Here is an 18,178-nt window from a genome sequence, read left to right on the forward strand (position 1 = left end):
CTCACAATTGGAGACACAACCATGAAGCAGGTCATTCGAGCGGTCGGCGCCGGCATGCTGGCGTTGGGAATATTGGGCACGGCAGGTGTCGCGCGTGCCGATGATAAGGTCACGCTGGGCGTCGCGATTCCGACAGCGGACCACGGCTTTACGGGCGGCATTGTCTGGTGGGCGAACAAGGCGAAAGCCGATCTGGAGAAAGCGCATCCCGATCTCAAGGTGATCGTGAAGACCGCGGCCGGTGCGCCCGAACAGGCGAACCAGTTGCAGGATCTGGTGACGGTGAACAAGATCAACGCGCTGGTGATTTTCCCGTTCGAATCGGCCTCGCTCACGCAGCCGGTTGCCCAGGTGAAGAAGAAGGGCGTGTACGTGACGGTGGTCGATCGCGGCCTGACCGACACCAGCGCTCAGGATGCCTATGTAGCGGGCGACAACACCGCGTTCGGCAAGATTCCCGCCGAGTATCTGGCGAAAGCGCTCGACGGCAAGGGCGACATCGTCGCGCTGCGAGGCATTCCGACAACGCTCGACAACGAACGCTGGACCGCGTTTACGGGCGTGCTGAAGGCGTATCCGAACATCAAGATTCTCGATGCGAAGTACGCGAACTGGAATCGCGACGATGCTTTCAAGGTGATGCAGGACTATCTCACGCGCTTCAAGCACATCGACGCGGTCTGGGCGGCGGACGACGACATGGCCGTGGGTGTCCTCAAGGCGATCGAGCAGGCCAGGCGCAGCGACATCAAGATCGTGTTCGGCGGCGCGGGTTCGAAGGGCATGGTGAAGAACGTGATGGACAGCGCACCGATGATCAAGGCGGACGTCTCGTACTCGCCGAAATTCATCTACGACGCGATCAAACTCACCGCCGAAGCGCGTCTGAAGGGCGACAAACTGCCGCCGACCACGATCATTCCCTCGGTGCTGATCACGAAGGAAAACGCGCAGCAGTTCTATTTTCCTGACTCGCCGTTCTGATCCTGGGCACGCGGCGCGCGCTTGCCATGTTTGTGGCGAAGAGGCGTGACAGGCGCGCCATAGTTCGAGGAACCGTACGATGAAAACCATCAAAGGGCCGGCGATCTTTCTCGCTCAATTCATGGGCGACGACGTGCCGTTCGACAACTTCGCGCATCTGGCCGGCTGGGCCGCGGGTCTCGGCTTCAAGGGAATCCAGGTGCCGTGCGATACGCGCCTGATCGATCTTGAGCAGGCGGCCGCGAGCCAGGCGTATTGCGACGAGTTGCGCGAGATCGCGGAAGACGCGGGCGTGACGATCACCGAACTGTCCACGCATCTGCAAGGGCAACTGGTGGCCGTGCATCCCGCCTATGATCTGTTGTTCGACGGCTTTGCCGCGCAGCATGTGCGCGGCAATCCTGCCGCGCGCACGCAGTGGGCAGTCGAGCAGATGAAGCTCGCGGCGAAGGCCTCACAGCGTTTGGGCCTCGATACGCACGTGTCGTTTTCCGGCGCGTTGGCGTGGCCGTATCTGTACCCATGGCCACAGCGCCCGGCAGGTCTGATAGAAGCCGCCTTCGATGAACTCGCGCGCCGCTGGACGCCGATTCTCGATGCGTTCGACGAGGCCGGTGTCGACGTCTGCTACGAACTGCATCCGGGCGAGGACCTGCACGACGGTGTGACCTTCGAGCGCTTTCTCGGCGCGGTGAAGCACCATTCTCGCGCGAACATCCTCTACGACCCGAGCCATTTCGTCCTGCAGCAACTCGACTACCTCGCGTTCATCGACATCTATCACGAGCGCATCAAGGCGTTCCATGTGAAGGACGCGGAATTTCGGCCGAACGGCAAGCAAGGCGTGTATGGCGGCTATAGCGGCTGGGTTGAACGCGCGGGGCGCTTCCGCTCGCTCGGCGACGGGCAAATCGATTTCGGCGCGATCTTCTCGAAGATGGCGCAATACGATTTTCCTGGCTGGGCGGTGCTGGAATGGGAATGCGCGCTGAAGCATCCACAGGACGGCGCGCGTGAAGGCGCTGAGTTCATTCGGCGTCACATCATTCGCGTGGCCGATCATGCGTTCGACGATTTCGCGGGCAGTGGCGTGGATGCGGCGCAGCTAAAACGCGTGCTGGGTATTTGACGGCGACCAGCGGGCGATCCTCAGGCGAGCTGACAGCGAGTTGGCTGCGAGCTAACTGCGAAGCGGCCGAAGCCGCTCGCAAAGGAGTGAGTGCAATGGCACCGAGAATACTCAGCCTCGGCATGGTCGGCGGCGGGCAGGGCGCATTTATCGGTGCGGTGCATCGAATCGCGGCGCGGCTCGACGACCGGTTCGAACTGGTGGCGGGCGCGTTGTCGTCCGATCCGCAGCGCGCGCAGGCGAGCGCCGCCGAAGCAGGCATCGCGCGCAGCTATGCGGACTGGCGCGAGATGGCGCGCGCCGAAGCTGCGCGCGGCGACGGGATCGACGCAGTCGCGATCGTCACGCCGAATCATCTGCATGCGCCGGTGGCGACGGCTTTTCTCGAAGCGGGCATCCATGTGGTGTGTGACAAGCCGTTGGCGATTTCGCTGGTCGAAGGCGAGGCGCTCGCGAAGCTCGCTCGCGAGAAGAACAAGCTGTTTGCGCTGACGCATGCGTATTCCGGCTATCCGCTGGTGCGCCATGCTCGCGAACTCGTCGAACAAGGTGCGCTGGGCGAAATACGCGTGGTGCAGGTCGAATACGCGCAGGACTGGCTGGCTGAACCGATAGAAACGGGCGGCGCGAACAAGCAGGCGGGCTGGCGCACGGACCCGTCGTTGGCGGGCCCTGCCGGCTGTCTCGGCGATATCGGCACACATGCGTATCACCTGGCCGCGTTCGTTACACGAATGTTGCCTTTGGCGCTATCGGCCGAGTTGCACACCTTCGTACCCGGTCGCCGTATCGACGACCACGTGCAGGCCATGCTGCGTTATCCGAACGGCGCGCGCGGCATGCTATGGGCGAGCCAGGTGGCGAGCGGCGCGGAGAACGCGCTGCGTCTGCGGGTGTATGGAACGAAGGCCAGTTTGAGTTTCGACCAGGAGAATCCGAACGAATTGTGGTTCACGCCACTGGGTGGTTCGGCTGAGCGTCTGACGCGCGGACGGGTGAAAAGTGCGATTGCCGCGCACGCGACGCGTGTGCCGCAGGGGCATCCGGAGGGCTATCTGGAAGCGTTCGCCCAGTTGTACAAGGACGCGGCGTTACAGATCGAAGCGTTGAATGCGGGGCGGCCGTTGCCCGCCGAAAGCCTGCTGCTCACCACAGTGGACGACGGTGTGGCGGGCCTGCGCTTCATCGATGCGGTGCTGGCAAGCAGCGCGGCGGACGGTCAGTGGCGCGAGATCGCGAATGTCTGAGCATGGTGGTCGAACCGTCGGCCTTGGGTTCAGTGCGGCTCACTCCGGCCTGCTGACGCCAAGAGCCCTGCCTCGCCGCCACACCTCCTCCAGCGATCCTCTTAACCGCCCTTGCTTTTTCTGATCTGCTCTTCAAAAGCCATATCGAGCTTGCTTGCCTTACGTGGTTTCGGCGGCCCGAAACCGTCGACGAACTTGACGAAGTCGTCGAGCGTCAGCGGATCGGAGACTTTCTTGTCCGTGCCGCTCGATTTGTCGACCAGATAAAACAGGCCGCCGGACAGGCTGATCGCGGCGAACTGCGGGTTGCCGCTGCGGGTTTTCAGCCGCTCGACGGCGTGGATGGCTCGGGTGGTGCGCATGGTGTGGGACTGCTGGTCGGGAAAAGACTTCTACTGTAGCAACTTCGCGCGCAAGCCTGGTACACGCGGCTTGCGCGCGGCTGAACCGGAACGGAACGCGCCGCGCGCACTTGCCATGTTCACTGACTCAAATAAACGAACTTCCCGTTCCTGATGATGCCCATCACGCTCGCGCGCTGATCCAGCCCAACGTGGTCCTTCGCGCTGGTATTGACCACGCCGTTCGGCACGACCAGTTCATGCGCGTGCTCCAGTTCATCGCGCAATGCGGTGCGGAAAGCCGGCGTGCCTGGCTGCGCTGTCTTCAACGCACGCGCGACGGCATCCTGCAAACGCGGGTACACGCCTGCCGCATCGCCCGCGAATTGGGTCACGCTGCCTGGGCCGTACTTCGCTTCGTATTCGTTGGTGAACGCGAGCGCCGCCTTCTTCGCCGGATGATCCGCCGGCAGCGTGCGCGCCACCACGACCGGCTGGGTCGGGAACAGCGTGCCTTCCACGTCCTTGCCGCCCAGCTTGATGAACTCGGGTGTGGCGATGCCGTGCGTCTGATAGATCGGGCCTTTGAAGCCGCGCTCGATCAGCGTGCGCTGCGGCAGCACGGTCGGCGTGCCGGCGCCGGCGATCAGGATCGCGTCCGGTTTGGCGGCCATCAGCTTGAGGATCTGGCCGGTGACGCTGGCGTCGGTGCGGTTGTAGCGCTCGGTGGCCACCAGTTGAATATGGCGCAAGGCCGCGAACTTGCTGAACTCGTTGAGCCAGCTTTCGCCGTAACCGTCCGCGAAACCGATGAAGCCCACCGTCTTCACGTTGTGGTTCGACATGTAGCGCGTCATCACGTCGGCCATCGCGCTGTCGGTCTGCGCCATCTTGTAGGCCCACACCTTCTTGCCTTCCTGCGGCTCGACCACGCTCGCCGAGCCGATCAGCGTGATCATCGGCGTCTGGCTTTCGGCGACCGGATCGAGCGCGGCCATCGCCGCCGGCGTGATGTTCGGGCCGACGATCACGTCGACGTGATCCTCGTTGATCAGCTTGCGGATGTTGCGCACCGCATTGCCCGGGTCGGAGCCGTCGTCGAGGAAGATGTAGTCGGCTTTCTGGCCGGCGATCGTGGCCGGCCACATCAGCATCGCGTTCTTGCTCGTGATGCCGATCACGGCCGCGGGGCCGGTACTCGACAGGTCGACGCCGACCTTGATGTCGGCCTGTGCCGCGGTGGCGAGCAAGAGCGCGCCGAGAGCGGCGAGGCCGCGAAGTTTGTTGTTATGCGACATCATCAAGGGTCTCTCCGTAGCGGGAAGCGTGGTCAGTTCAAAGTTCGTAGGTTTCGTGTTCGCCCTTGAGCGCCTGTTCGATCAGCTTGCGGTTCATGCTCGGCGACAGCAGTTCGACGAGCGTATACACATAGCTGCGCAGATAGGCGCCCTGTTTCAGCGCGACCCGCGTCACATTGCTGCCGAACAGGTGGCCGACCGGCATGGCGCGCAAATGGCGGTCGCGCTCGGCGTTGAACGCGATATCCGCCATGATGCCGACGCCCAGACCGAGTTCGACGTAGGTCTTGATCACGTCGGCGTCGATCGCCTCCAGCACGATGTCCGGATGCAGTCCGCGCAGGCGGAACGCCTCGTTGATCTTGGTGCGGCCGGCGAAGGCGTTGTCGTACGTAATCAGCGGATATTGGGTCAGATCATCCAGCGACAAAAGTTTGCGGTCGAGCAGCGGATGGTCCGGTTGCATCACGGCGACGTGGTGCCACTGGAAGCAGGGTAGCGAGACCAGCTCCTTATAGTTGGCAACCGCCTCCGTGGCGATCGCCAGATCGGCCTGGTCGTGGATGACCATCTCGGCCACCTGCGTCGGGCTGCCTTGCAAAATTGAAAGGTGAACTTTCGGGAAGCGCTTCTTGAACTCCGCGATGGCGGCCGGAAGCGAGTAGCGCGCCTGGGTGTGGGTGGCGGCGATCACCAGATTGCCCTGATCCTGGGCCGCGTAATCTTTACCGACCCGTTTGAGGCTCTCGACCTCCTGCAGTATCCTCTCAACCGACTGAAGAATGATGCGCCCCGGCTCGGTCAGCGAGCGCACGCGCTTGCCGTGCCGTGTGAAGATTTCGACGCCCAGCTCGTCTTCCAGCTCGATGATCGCCTTGGAGACGCCCGGCTGGCTTGTATACAGTGCTTTGGCCGCTTCGGTCAGGTTGAAATTCTGCCGCACAGCCTCACGGACGAAGCGGAATTGATGCAGGTTCATATATAACCTCTCCGCATATCAAAAGAATTTTTTAGTCGTTTGAAATATAAGGCGAGTTTATTACGATCTGTCCATCTTTTTCAATATGGATATCTGTATTTGTCATAAGCAAATGAGAGATGGGTCTAAACCCTGACTCGGCTGGACTGACAAATAGAGATATCCAGGGCGCGGCGGAACCGGGTGGCCGGCCCCCGGACCGTCGTGTGTCACGCAAAAAAATTGGGGTCCCCGAATGTACCAATACGATCAGTACGACCAGACCATCGTCGATGAGCGGGTCGCGCAATACGCCGATCAGGTTCGCCGCCGCTTGTCGGGCGAATTGAGCGAAGAGGAGTTCCGTCCGCTGCGCCTGCAGAACGGCCTGTACATGCAGCGTCATGCGTACATGCACCGCATCGCGATTCCGTACGGCAATCTGCGCAGCGACCAGATGCGCGTGCTGGCCCAGATCGCCCGCGAGCACGACCGCGGCTACGGTCACTTTTCGACGCGCTCGAACATCCAGTACAACTGGATCAAGCTCGAAGAAACGCCGGAAATCCTGCGCAAGCTTGCAGCGGTGCAGATGCACGGCATCCAGACCTCGGGTAACTGTATCCGTAACATCACGGCCGATCAGTTCGCCGGCGTAGCGCCGGATGAAGTGGTCGATCCGCGTCCGTGGGCGGAAATTCTGCGCCAATGGTCGACGTTCCACCCGGAGTTCGCCTGGCTGCCGCGTAAGTTCAAGATCGCCGTGTCGGGTTCGAAGGAAGACCGCGCTGCCGTGCAGATTCACGACATGGGCGTGTATCTGAAGAAGAACGAGCAGGGCGAACTGGTGGCCGACATCCTGGCCGGCGGCGGCATGGGCCGTACGCCGATCATCGGCGCGATCATCCGTAAAGATCTGCCGTGGCAACACCTGCTGACGTACTGCGAAGCCGTGCTGCGCGTGTACAACCGCTACGGCCGCCGCGACAACATGTACAAGGCGCGCATCAAGATTCTCGTGAAGGCGTTGAGCCCGGAGAAATTCTCGGCGCAAGTCGAAGAAGAATGGCAACACCTGAAGGACGGCCCGTCGACGCTGACGCAAGCTGAAGTCGACCGCGTGTCGCAATACTTCCAGCCGCCGGTGTACGAAAAGCTGGCCGACACGGATGCATCGTTCGAAAAGCATTTGCTGGAAAACCGTGCGTTCGCCCGCTGGGTCGAACGTAATGTGCGTCCGCATAAGGTCGAGGGTTATTCGTCGGTCACGTTGTCGCTGAAGCCGACCACGATCGCTCCGGGCGATGCCACCGACGCGCAGATGGAAGCGGTCGCCGATTGGGCCGACGAGTACTCGCTCGGCGAAATCCGCGTGTCGCACGAACAGAACCTGATTCTCGCCAACGTGAAGAAGCGCGACCTGTTCGCGCTGTGGGAAAAGGCCAAGGCGCAAGGTTTCGCGACGCCGAACATCGGCTTGCTGACCGACATCATCGCGTGCCCGGGCGGTGATTTCTGCTCGCTCGCGAACGCCAAGTCGATTCCGATCGCGCTGGCGATTCAGGAGCGCTTCAACGATCTCGACTACGTGTACGACCTCGGCGACGTGTCGCTGAACATCTCGGGCTGTATCAATGCCTGCGGTCACCACCACGTCGGCAACATCGGCATTCTGGGCGTCGATAAGGACGGCTCGGAGTGGTATCAGGTGACGCTCGGCGGCGAGCAGGGCACGGGCGCCACCGGTGCGCATCTCGGCCGCGTGATCGGCCCGTCGTTCTCGGCGGAAGAAATGCCGGACGTGATGAGCAAGGTGATCGATACGTTCGTGGAAAACCGCCACGAAGGCGAGCGCTTCATCGAAACGTACAACCGCATCGGCATCACCCCGTTCAAGGAACGTGTGTACGCCTCGCGTCAACCGGCTCACGCGTAACCGCGAAAAGGATACTGAACAGATGGCTTCTATCATCAAGAATCGCGCGATCGTCAACGATGACTGGACGGTGGTGCGCGCCGCTGAAGACGGCACGCTGCCCGCAGTCGATGCGTTGCCGGCCGGCAAAGTGCTGGTGCCGCTCGCGCTGTGGCAGGCTTCCCGTGATGCATTGATCGCGTCGCGCACTACCGCTGAAATCGGCGTGTGGCTCGCGCCGGATAGCGAACCCGCGGATATCGTCGGCGACTTCGACGCGATCGCGCTGATCGGCGTGGACTTCCCGGTGTTCCGCGACGGCCGCGGCTATAGCATCGGCCGCCTGTTGCGCGAGCGTTATGGCTACAAGGGCGAACTGCGCGCGATCGGCGACGTGCTGCGCGATCAGCTGGCGTTCATGTTCCGCTGCGGCTTCGATGCTTACGCATTGCGCTCGGATAAAGACTTCGACGACGCGCTCAAGGCGTTCGACGAATTCAGCTTCAACTATCAGGGCGCGGTGAATTCGTCGCCGCTGTTCCGCCGCCGCGAAGCGGGCGAACTGGCAAAGGCCTCGGTATGAGCGGCGCACAATCCGCACAATTGCTCGCGCCGGAACTCGCCGCGAAGGTCGAGCGCCTCAATGCGCTGCTCGATTCGATCGCCGCGCGTCACGCGAACGTGAAGCTCGCCAGCAGCCTCGCAGCGGAAGACATGCTGCTCACGCATGCGATTCTGTCGCGTGGCGTCAAGATCGGCATTTTCTCGCTGAACACGGGCCGTCTGCATGCGGAAACGCTTGGCATGCTCGATCGCGTGAAAGAGCGCTACGGTTACGACATCGAGCAGTTTCATCCGCAAGCTGCAGCGGTTGAAGAATACGTCGGCTCACATGGTCTGAACGCGTTTTATGAAAGCGTCGATCTGCGCAAGCGCTGCTGCGAAATTCGCAAGGTGGAGCCGTTGAACCGCGCGCTGTCGGATGTCAGCGCCTGGGTGACGGGCCAACGCCGCGAGCAGTCGGTCACGCGTGCCGAACTGCACGAGGAAGAACACGACGCCGCTCGCAATATCGCCAAGTTCAATCCGCTGACGGACTGGACCGAAGCTGAAGTGTGGGACTATCTGAAAGCGTTGGACGTACCGGTCAATCCGCTGCATGCGCGCGGTTACCCGAGCATCGGCTGCGAACCTTGCACCCGCGCGATCCGTCCCGGCGAAGACAGCCGGGCAGGGCGCTGGTGGTGGGAGTCGCGCGATACGAAGGAATGCGGCCTGCACATCACGACGATTACGCCGATCCCTGTCAGCAGCAGCGAAAACGTTTCGGCGTAGTGCACGTAAGGCACGTAAAGCATTCAGGCGTTTCAGGCCTTGGTTTTTAGCTTGAACGCCGCACATACCGATTTGAATACTTCCGCGACGCGAGCAACCGCTTGCGACGCGAATCAACGAAGGACCCAAACATGAGCACCACGCTCGATTCCACTGTGAATGCACCGCTTGCCAACACGGCGAACCGGATGGACCACCTCGATTGGCTCGAAGCCGAGTCGATCCACATCCTGCGCGAACTGGTCGCCGAATGCAGCAAGCCCGCGCTGCTGTTTTCGGGCGGCAAGGATTCGGTCGTGGTGCTGCATCTCGCGTTGAAGGCCTTCGGCATCGGTGCGAATCGCAAGACCGTGCTGCCGTTCCCGCTCGTCCATATCGACACTGGCCACAACTACGACGAAGTGATCGACTTCCGCGATCGCCGCGCGAAAGAGATCGGTGCCGAACTGGTCGTGGGTCACGTCGAAGATTCGATCAAGCGCGGCACGGTGCGTCTGCGCCGCGAAACGGATTCGCGCAATGCCGCGCAAGCCGTGACGCTGCTCGAAACGATTGCTGAACACGAGTACACCGCGTTGATCGGCGGCGCGCGCCGCGACGAAGAAAAGGCTCGTGCAAAAGAACGGATCTTCTCGTTCCGCGACGAATTCGGTCAATGGGACCCGAAGGCTCAGCGCCCGGAACTGTGGAGCCTGTATAACGCGCGTCTGCATAACGGCGAACATCTGCGTGTGTTCCCGATCTCGAACTGGACCGAACTCGACGTGTGGCAATACATCGCCCGCGAACAACTCGAACTGCCGTCGATCTATTACGCGCATCAGCGTGAGATCGTGCGCCGCAACGGCCTGCTTGTGCCGGTCACGCCGCTCACGCCGATGCGTGAGGGCGAAACCAGCGAAACCGCGCTGGTGCGTTTCCGCACGGTGGGCGATATCAGCTGCACGTGCCCGGTGGAAAGCGATGCCGACGATCTCGAGAAGATCATCGCCGAAACGGCCGTGACCGAAATCACGGAACGCGGCGCAACGCGGATGGACGACCAGGTCTCCGAAGCCGCGATGGAACAGCGTAAGAAGCAAGGTTATTTCTAAGCACACGGGGCAATGCAAATGAACATTCATCAACCAGAAGACCTCGGCGTGCTGCGTTTTATCACTGCGGGCAGCGTCGACGATGGCAAGAGCACGTTGATCGGCCGCCTGCTGTACGACAGCAAGGCGGTGTTGAGCGATCAGCTCTCGGCACTGTCGCGCGCAAAGAATAAGCGTACCGTTGGCGACGAAATCGATTTGTCGCTGTTGACGGACGGCCTTGAAGCCGAGCGCGAACAGGGCATCACGATCGACGTCGCGTATCGTTACTTCGCGACGGCCAAGCGTAAGTTCATCATCGCCGACACGCCGGGCCACGAGCAGTACACGCGCAACATGGTGACGGGCGCATCGACCGCGCACGCAGCGATCATTCTGGTCGACGCGACCCGCGTGACGTTCATCGACGGCGTGGCGCAACTGCTGCCGCAAACCAAGCGTCACAGCGCGCTCGTGAAGCTGCTCGGCTTGCAGCACGCGATCGTCGCGATCAACAAGATGGATCTCGTCGACTACAGCGAAACGCGTTTCAACGAGATCCGCGATGCGTATGTCGAACTCGCGCGTCAACTCGGTCTGAACGATGTGCGCTTCGTGCCGGTGTCGGCGTTGAAGGGCGACAACATCGTGACGGCTAGCGAAAGCATGCCGTGGTACGCGGGCGAGCCGCTGCTCGATTTGCTCGAAGCGCTGCCGGTCGACGTTCCGACGGGCCAGGCGCTGCGTTTCCCGGTGCAATGGGTCGCGCGTCAGGACGGCAGCCAGGCCGACGATTTCCGCGGCTACATGGGCCGTGTCGAAGCGGGTGAAGTGAAGGTCGGCGACACCATCGTCGTGCTGCCGGCGAATCGCGAAGCAACGGTTGCCGAGATCATCGCGCCGGTGACGGGTGGTACGGCCGCGGTGGACCGTGCGTTTGCCGGCCAAACCGTGACGATCCGTCTGGCGGAAGACGTCGACGTGTCGCGCGGCGACACCTTCGTGCTGCGCGAAGCGGCGCCGGAACCGGCGAAGAAGCTGGAAGCGGATCTCTGCTGGTTCGACGACACGCCGCTGTCGACGCAGCGCAAGTACTTGCTGAAGCAGACCACCAACACGGTGTTCGCGCGGATCGGTGCGATCAAGGAAGTGCTGGACGTGCATACGCTTTCGCAGGCGACCGATCGCAAGGACCTGACGATGAACGACATTGGCCGCGTATCGCTGACGTTGCAAAAGCCGCTGGTGTGCGACGTGTACGACTCGCATCAGGGCACGGGCGCTTTCGTGCTGATCGACGAAGCGACGCATCACACCGTCGCGGCTGGGATGATTCGGGCGTTTTCGGCTTGAGTCGCTGACAGGGTGATCGGCGCGGTCGCGCTTCGGGTTTTGCACGAACCGGACGAATGAGGTTGAGACGTATGGGTAAGGTGTATCTGATCGGCGCAGGGCCAGGAGCCGCGGATCTCATCACGGTTCGGGGTGCGCGGTTGCTTGGCACGGCGGATGTGGTGTTGCATGACGCGCTTGTCGAGCCGGCAATGCTCGACTATGCGCCTGCTCACGCGCGGCGGATTGCGGTGGGTAAGCGCTGTGGCCAGCTTTCTACCGCGCAGCAGTTCATCAACAAGCAGATTGTGGATGCTGCGCTTGAGCACGATGTGGTGGTGCGTCTGAAGGGTGGCGATCCGATGTTGTTCGGGCGTGCCGATGAGGAGATGCGTGCGCTCGAGGCTGCAGGCATCGAGTACGAGGTGGTGCCTGGGATTACCGCTGCGCTGGCTAGCGCGGCTTCGTTGAAGCGGTCATTGACGCTTCGCGGCGTGTCTCGCAGTGTTGCGTTGGCCACGCATAGCCGGGCGGCTGATACTGAGGCGATTCGGGAGCAGGTGAATGCGGATTCGCTCGTGTTCTATATGGGCCGCGATAGCGGGCCTGAAATCGCACAGGAGCTGATCGATGCCGGGCGCGATGGCGCGACGCCTGTGGCGATTGTCGAAGCCTGCAGTACGCCTCGCGAGCGGATGCTCACTCTCACGCTTTCGGGGCTCGCGTGCGGCGAGGCTCAGCAGTGGCTCGATGCTTCGCAGCCTAGTCTTTTGATGATCGGGGAGGCGTTTGCTGCCCGGCAGCAGGGGGCCCGCTCCGCGGATGGGATGTTGGTGGCTGCTTGATGTTTTTTTTGCCTTTTGCAGCGCTTGTTTGGCCGTGTTCTTAGGACTTTGGCCTTTCCTTGATTTGTTAGTGGTCTATTAGCGTTCGCCCCTGTGCGGGGCAGGCACCTACTTTTCTTTGCCGGCTGCAAAGAAAAGTAGGCAAAAGAAAGCAGCTCAAACCGCTAATGCTAAGCGGGCACCGTGGCCCACAAGCGGTAGTGGCTCCGTGGAATCAGTGCCCGCGCCCCTGCACGCGTCAGTGACAAGGGCGTCATACTTCCCGTCTCACACTTCGTGCTCGCCGGAAGCGTTTGCCCAGCCGCGCTTCGCGCGACGTCACGGTCGGTTATCTACCACTACTCCGTTTCTTTGCTGAAGTTTCTTCAGTGCTGTAGTCCTGTGTGCGGGCGCGCGCTTGGGAAATTTCGGAAATGGTGGCTTCGCGCGCTCTTTAGCCCAAGCAGGCGATCACTCGCGAAACGATACGTTTTAAACTCAATTCGCCGTCAAAACAACGACGGTCAGGCTTGGCGGCCTGTTGCCAAACGCAGACCTGCCTCAGCAGGTCTGTGTCTATCTCTGCGCGTCTTATGGGCGGGCCGTGATGGGGGAGGCCTTCGGGCCTGCCGGTTTTCGTTTGGCGCCGGCCGCCAACCTTGTCATTGAGCCCGCTCACCACAGCGCATGCTGTGTGTCGGGCGATCCAGGTAAGTTTCAGGGAGATCGCGCCATGAGTAAATCCGCCAAAAATTCACGAGCCACGTCGCGCCCACCCGTTGACGCACTTCAGTACGAAAAACTCGCCCTATCCGCTTTCGGACTTGTTGAACGGCAACTAAGCCAACTGGACAAGTTGGTCACGCTTGCGGCCTCGATATTCAGGAGTCCGGCAGTGACGCGAGAAGAGAGGCATCGCCAGCGGAAATTGCTGGAAGTGCTGATCGACACCGGCGAGGATTATCAGCGAGAAGTCGAGATTGATCGCGAGTTGTACCAGGTCATTGCCCTTGACGCGAAGGGCGTGCCTCAAAGCTGCATCACCGCGCGTCACGCAGCGAACCTTCTGGCGAAGGCCTCACAGACGGCACCGGAGAGCTGCAAACGCACCCGCAAGATAAAGGCGACGCACAACAAGCAGGCGTGCTTCAGGACCATCACGCGCCCTGGTGCGACCGCACACTGACATAGGCGCGTGACCTCGCGCCGCAATCATAAAAAAGGCGCTTGCGCCTTTTTTAATGTCTCGGATTGTGCGTAGTCGACTGGATTTCCCGGGCAGAAATAAAAAAAGCGCGATTGCTCGCGCCATGCCTTTTACTGCGGATCGGAAGCCAAGACGAAATATTCAAACCTGCCGCAGGCAATACTGAGCGACAGCATCCAGAACCACTTCATCTTCACCAACAGCAACAGCGCACTCGATCTGAATAGAAGGATGCGACCCACGGCATTGCTCGATCAACGCCGGCAAATCCTTCCTGATATGCCCGCCCTGCCCAAAAAACACCGGCACGACGGTTACGACCGAGCACCCATCGTCGACAAGCTCGCCAACTGCAGTCGACAAATCCGGTTCCATCAACTCCAGAAAAGCCAGTCTGACCGACAGGGGCTCGCCGCCTCCCGAAGCACCAGCAGCGACCCGCAGCTTCTCGGCAAGTCTCTCGAACGGTTCCCGCCAGCGCACATCCCGCGCGCCATGCCCGAACAACACCATCCCATGCGCAGCCATAACAAAGGCTCCTAATGGCGATCAACCCACTTCAACCCCACCAGCCCAAGCACGAGATAAACGAGCCCAGGCGTAGCCGCGGTCAGCGGCGCAGGCCACGTATTCAATGTGCCGATATGCGAGAACAGCGTATTGAACAGCTGAAAACTCATCCCCAGCATAATCCCGCCGAACACCTTCACCCCCACCACGCCGGCACGCGTATGCAGATACGCAAACGGCAGCGACAACACCAGCATCACGAACACCGCGAACGGATACAGCAGCTTGCGCCACAGCGCAATTTCATACCGCTGCGTGTCCTGATGATTCTCGGTCAAATGCTGGATGTAGCGGAACAGATTGAACATCGACATCCGGTCCGGCGACACCAGCAGCACCGACAGGATCTGCGGCGTCAATTCCGAGCGCAGCGAGTACTCCGGCAACGCCACCTGCTTCGCACGGTACACCGGATTCAATGCATCGGCCGCCGTGCCCGGAGGAGGGGGGACGTCGAAAAGTTGCGTGTCCGTCACGTCAGTCAGTTGCCAGTGGCCCGGCGGCTGATACCTGCCGCTCTTCGCAATCCGCACGTTCGAGAGGCGGAACTTCGAATCGAATTCATAGATGCGCACGTTGCTGATTGTCGCGTCCGGCTTCAGTTCGCCGACGTTCACGAAGCGCGTTACCTGCTCGCCGTCCGCGCGCGCGGTGAGCGTGTCCTTCACCCACACGCCGGACTCGAAGTTGCTCGATACCGACGATCCCAGGGCTTCAAGCCGCACGCGTTCCGACAACTGATCCGTGTACGGACCGACCACTTCGCCGATCAGGTAAGTCAGGAACACCAGCGGAATGCCGATCTTCATGAGCGAGCGCAGCGCCCGATTGGTGGCGAGGCCCGACACGCGGAAAATCGTGTACTCGGAGTTCGCCGCCATTTGCGCGAACACGTAGATCGCGCTGATCAAGGCGGCGACCGGAATGATCTCGTAGAAGCGCGACGGTGTTTGCAGCGCGACGCGCAGCACCGCGTACTGGAACTTGTAGTTGCCGTGGCCGACGGAGTTCAGTTCGTTGATCAGGTCGAAGAAGAAGAACAGACCCGAAAACGCGAACAGAATAAAGATGAACGTGAGGTAGATCTGACGCGCGAAGTACCTTTCATAGATGCGCATCGGTCAGGCCCCCTGCGAACGGCGGAACGTCGCCCGCGTGAATAACGGCCGGTTGCGCACCCGCAGCCAGAAGATGAACGCGACGATCACCGCCACGATGATGTGCAGGCCCACCAGCCCAACGCCGAACGACATCTTGCCTTGCTCGATCCACGACTGCACCACGTTCAACAGATTTGAATACGTCAGATAGATCAGGACGGCCATCACCAGGTTGATCGTCCGGCTGCGCCGCGGGTTCTGGTGCGCGAGCGGAATTGCCAGCAGCATCAGGTTGATCGCGATCAGCGGCAGCCCCGCGCGCCAGGCGAATTCGGCAAGGTTGTCGTCGGTGGGGTTGCGCAGGAGCGTGAGCGTGGGCAAACCGGTGGTGGTCGGCGTATTGACGACCGGCTGGCTCTGGATCTTCAGGCCGTAGCGTTCGAATTCCATGATGCGGAAGTCCGGGTGGCCCGGTTCGCCGTCGTAGCGGCGGCCGTTTTCCAGCACGACGAAGCGGTCGCCGTTCTTGTGTGTTTCGGTGTGGCCGGTCTTCGACACGACCACGTTGACCTTGCCGTTTTCCGTGCTGGTCACGAACACATTCTCGACGCGCGCCTGGTCGGGCGACATCTTCTCGATGAAGAACACGCGGTGGTTGACCGCCGACTCGCGGAATTGACCCGGCGCGAGCAGCGAGACTTCATCGCGTTGCTGGAAGCGCGCGCGGATCAGCTTGCTCTGCTGATTCGACCACGGCCAGCCGACGAACACGAAGAACATGATAAGAATGACGATCGGCGTGGCGAAAATGCCGATCGGCTTGATGAAGCGCGTCAAACTGACGCCCGAGGCGAGCCAGACGACCATCTCGGAGTCTTTGTACCAGCGGGTCAGGACGAACAGGATCGACACGAACAGGGTCGCGACGAGCATGATCGCCACGTAGCCGATCACGGTCAGGCCGATCAGGACCAGCACGTCGCGCGGGTCGATCTCGCCCGAAGCGGCGAAGCCGACGATGCGGATCATCATCGTCGTCAGCACGAGCGTGAGGAGAACCATGAACACGGCACCAGCCGTATACGCGAGTTCGCGCTGGAGGGAGCGTTCGAAGATCATTATTGATGATGAGGTGGGGCGCTCTCGGTGACGCACGGGTTGGTTCCCGTCACGCCTCCGGTGCAGCCGCCGCGGGAAAAATAGCGGATAATTGCGGCTTTCATCCTAAGCCCAGATTTTATCCGAGGACAAGCGCGATGGACTTTAGCATAAAAGCCTGTGATTGGACCAAAGGCTCGTCAAACGGTTTCCTGACCGGGAAATCCGATTGCATCGTAATCGGCGTGTTCGAGTCGCAAACGCTCTCGGGCGCCGCGCTGGAGATCGACGCGGCCACCAAGGGCCTGCTGACCCGCGTCATCAAGGCCGGCGATATGGACGGCAAGGCCGGCACCACGCTGTTCCTGCATGAAGTTTCAGGCATCGGCGCCTCGCGCGTGCTGCTGGTCGGCCTCGGCAAGCAGGACGCTTTCAGTCAGAAAGCCTACGGCGAAGCCGTGCGGGCCGCCTGGCGCGCATTGCTCGGCACCAAGATCGTCCAGGTCACGTTCACGCTTGCCCAGTTGCCGATCCTCGAGCGCACGGCCGATTGGGGCGTGCGCGCCGCGATCCTCGCGCTGCGCGAGCTGAGCTACCGCTTCACGCAGATGAAGAGCAAGCCGGACAACGCCCCGCGGGCCTTGAAGCGCATCGTGTTCAGCGTCAACACCGGCGACGAGAAGGCCGCCAAGCTTGCAGCCAAGCAGGGTGCCGCGCTTGCCAACGGCATGGATCTGACGCGCGACCTCGGCAACCTGCCGAGCAACGTCTGTACGCCAACCCACCTTGCCAACACCGCCAAGAAGCTCGCCAAAGACTGGAAGCTGAAAGTCGAAGTGCTCGGCGAAAAGCAGTGCGAAGCGCTGAAGATGGGCTCGTTCCTGTCGGTCACCGCCGGCTCGGTCGAACCGGCTCAGTTCATCGTGCTGCAGTATCACGGCGGCGCCGCGAAAGCCGCGCCGGTGGTGCTGGTCGGCAAGGGCGTCACGTTCGACACCGGCGGCATTTCGTTGAAGCCGGGCGAAGGCATGGACGAGATGAAGTACGACATGTGCGGCGCCGGCTCGGTGCTGGGCACGTTGCGCGCCGTCGCCGAAATGGGTCTGAAGATCAACGTGGTCGGCATCATCCCGGCCGTCGAAAACATGCCGTCGGCCACCGCCACCAAACCGGGCGATATCGTCACCAGCATGAAGGGCCTGACGATCGAAGTGCTGAACACGGACGCCGAAGGCCGGCTGATCCTGTGCGACGCGCTCACCTACGCCGAGCGTTTCAAGCCGGCGGCGGTGATCGACATCGCCACGCTGACGGGCGCCTGCATCATCGCGCTGGGTCATCACAACAGCGGCCTGTTCTCGAAAGACGACGCGCTGGCGGGCGAATTGCTCGATGCCTCGCGTGAAGCCTCCGACCCGGCCTGGCGCCTGCCGCTCGACGACGAGTATCAGGAGCAGCTCAAGTCGAACTTCGCGGACGTCGCCAACATTGGCGGCCGTCCGGCGGGCAGCGTGACGGCGGCGTGCTTCCTGTCGCGCTTCACCGAGGCGTATCCGTGGGCGCATCTGGACATCGCCGGCACCGCGTGGAAGAGCGGTGCGGCAAAGGGGGCTACCGGCCGTCCGGTGCCGTTGCTCGCGCAGTTCCTGATCGACAGGGCCGCGGACGGTAGGGCCGCTGACGGTCGGGCCGCGGACGGTCGCGCCGCACAATGACGCGTTGCAGTAAGGTTGCGGGCGTCGCTGCAGACGCAAAGCGGAGTCGCCG

General features: G+C 61.7%; 17 protein-coding genes. 11 read left to right on the forward strand and 6 right to left on the reverse strand.

What is annotated here, in order from left to right:
• Window positions 1-21 precede the first annotated feature (21 nt).
• From DSC91_RS29430 to DSC91_RS29440, 3 genes are all read left to right on the forward strand, one after another.
• Complete coding sequence (locus tag DSC91_RS29430; RefSeq protein ID WP_115782081.1) at window positions 22-984, forward strand: substrate-binding domain-containing protein; 963 nt, start codon at window positions 22-24, stop codon at window positions 982-984.
• Between the two features lie 79 nt (window positions 985-1,063).
• Window positions 1,064-2,113 carry a sugar phosphate isomerase/epimerase family protein gene (locus DSC91_RS29435; RefSeq protein WP_115782082.1) on the forward strand — a complete coding sequence of 350 codons (1,050 nt, stop codon included), beginning with the start codon at window positions 1,064-1,066 and terminating at the stop codon, window positions 2,111-2,113.
• 95 nt (window positions 2,114-2,208) lie between these two features.
• Window positions 2,209-3,360 (forward strand): Gfo/Idh/MocA family protein, encoded by a 1,152-nt coding sequence (locus DSC91_RS29440; protein ID WP_115782083.1) that lies wholly within the window; start codon window positions 2,209-2,211, stop codon window positions 3,358-3,360.
• Window positions 3,361-3,461: 101 nt separating this feature from the next.
• Here DSC91_RS29440 and DSC91_RS29445 read toward each other — a convergent pair whose 3' ends face one another.
• The 3 genes from DSC91_RS29445 to DSC91_RS29455 all read right to left on the reverse strand — a co-directional run bounded on the left by DSC91_RS29445 (window position 3,462) and on the right by DSC91_RS29455 (window position 5,978).
• Window positions 3,462-3,722, reverse strand: coding sequence for a hypothetical protein (locus DSC91_RS29445; protein ID WP_115782084.1), 261 nt, complete (start codon window positions 3,720-3,722; stop codon window positions 3,462-3,464).
• Window positions 3,723-3,841: 119 nt separating this feature from the next.
• Window positions 3,842-5,002, reverse strand: a complete 1,161-nt coding sequence (locus DSC91_RS29450) for an ABC transporter substrate-binding protein (RefSeq protein ID WP_115782085.1) — start codon at window positions 5,000-5,002, stop codon at window positions 3,842-3,844.
• 34 nt (window positions 5,003-5,036) lie between these two features.
• Window positions 5,037-5,978 (reverse strand): CysB family HTH-type transcriptional regulator, encoded by a 942-nt coding sequence (locus DSC91_RS29455; RefSeq protein WP_115782086.1) that lies wholly within the window; start codon window positions 5,976-5,978, stop codon window positions 5,037-5,039.
• A gap of 235 nt (window positions 5,979-6,213) precedes the next feature.
• On the opposite strand from DSC91_RS29455, the gene DSC91_RS29460 reads away from it, so the two are divergent.
• The 7 genes from DSC91_RS29460 to DSC91_RS29490 all read left to right on the forward strand — a co-directional run bounded on the left by DSC91_RS29460 (window position 6,214) and on the right by DSC91_RS29490 (window position 13,622).
• A complete protein-coding gene (locus DSC91_RS29460) occupies window positions 6,214-7,893 on the forward strand; it encodes a nitrite/sulfite reductase (RefSeq protein WP_115782087.1) in 1,680 nt (559 codons plus the stop codon).
• Between the two features lie 22 nt (window positions 7,894-7,915).
• Window positions 7,916-8,455, forward strand: a complete 540-nt coding sequence (locus tag DSC91_RS29465; RefSeq protein WP_115782088.1) for a DUF934 domain-containing protein — start codon at window positions 7,916-7,918, stop codon at window positions 8,453-8,455.
• Window positions 8,452-9,207: a phosphoadenylyl-sulfate reductase gene (locus DSC91_RS29470; protein WP_115782089.1), complete on the forward strand. Its 756-nt coding sequence runs from the start codon at window positions 8,452-8,454 to the stop codon at window positions 9,205-9,207. The genes DSC91_RS29465 and DSC91_RS29470 overlap by 4 nt, the downstream gene beginning before the upstream one ends.
• Before the next feature lie 131 nt (window positions 9,208-9,338).
• A complete protein-coding gene (gene cysD / locus DSC91_RS29475; RefSeq protein ID WP_115782090.1) occupies window positions 9,339-10,301 on the forward strand; it encodes a sulfate adenylyltransferase subunit CysD in 963 nt (320 codons plus the stop codon).
• A gap of 18 nt (window positions 10,302-10,319) precedes the next feature.
• Window positions 10,320-11,633 carry a sulfate adenylyltransferase subunit 1 gene (locus DSC91_RS29480; RefSeq protein ID WP_115782091.1) on the forward strand — a complete coding sequence of 438 codons (1,314 nt, stop codon included), beginning with the start codon at window positions 10,320-10,322 and terminating at the stop codon, window positions 11,631-11,633.
• Window positions 11,634-11,704: 71 nt separating this feature from the next.
• A complete protein-coding gene (cobA, locus tag DSC91_RS29485) occupies window positions 11,705-12,457 on the forward strand; it encodes a uroporphyrinogen-III C-methyltransferase (RefSeq protein WP_115782092.1) in 753 nt (250 codons plus the stop codon).
• A gap of 712 nt (window positions 12,458-13,169) precedes the next feature.
• Window positions 13,170-13,622, forward strand: a complete 453-nt coding sequence (locus DSC91_RS29490) for a hypothetical protein (RefSeq protein ID WP_115782093.1) — start codon at window positions 13,170-13,172, stop codon at window positions 13,620-13,622.
• 162 nt (window positions 13,623-13,784) lie between these two features.
• Here DSC91_RS29490 and DSC91_RS29495 read toward each other — a convergent pair whose 3' ends face one another.
• The 3 genes from DSC91_RS29495 to lptF are packed head-to-tail and all read right to left on the reverse strand — an operon-like array spanning window position 13,785 to window position 16,432.
• Window positions 13,785-14,171, reverse strand: a complete 387-nt coding sequence (locus DSC91_RS29495) for a sirohydrochlorin chelatase (protein ID WP_115782094.1) — start codon at window positions 14,169-14,171, stop codon at window positions 13,785-13,787.
• Window positions 14,172-14,182: 11 nt separating this feature from the next.
• Window positions 14,183-15,331, reverse strand: a complete 1,149-nt coding sequence (gene lptG / locus DSC91_RS29500; RefSeq protein WP_115782095.1) for an LPS export ABC transporter permease LptG — start codon at window positions 15,329-15,331, stop codon at window positions 14,183-14,185.
• A gap of 3 nt (window positions 15,332-15,334) precedes the next feature.
• Complete coding sequence (gene lptF / locus DSC91_RS29505) at window positions 15,335-16,432, reverse strand: LPS export ABC transporter permease LptF (protein ID WP_115782096.1); 1,098 nt, start codon at window positions 16,430-16,432, stop codon at window positions 15,335-15,337.
• A 137-nt stretch (window positions 16,433-16,569) separates the two neighbouring features.
• Between lptF and DSC91_RS29510 the strand changes: the two genes are divergently transcribed.
• Entirely contained in the window at window positions 16,570-18,126 is a 1,557-nt protein-coding gene (locus DSC91_RS29510) for a leucyl aminopeptidase (protein ID WP_115782097.1), read from the forward strand.
• Window positions 18,127-18,178: the final 52 nt, after the last annotated feature.

It is taken from the genome of Paraburkholderia caffeinilytica (genome assembly GCF_003368325.1).
GTDB lineage: Bacteria > Pseudomonadota > Gammaproteobacteria > Burkholderiales > Burkholderiaceae > Paraburkholderia > Paraburkholderia caffeinilytica.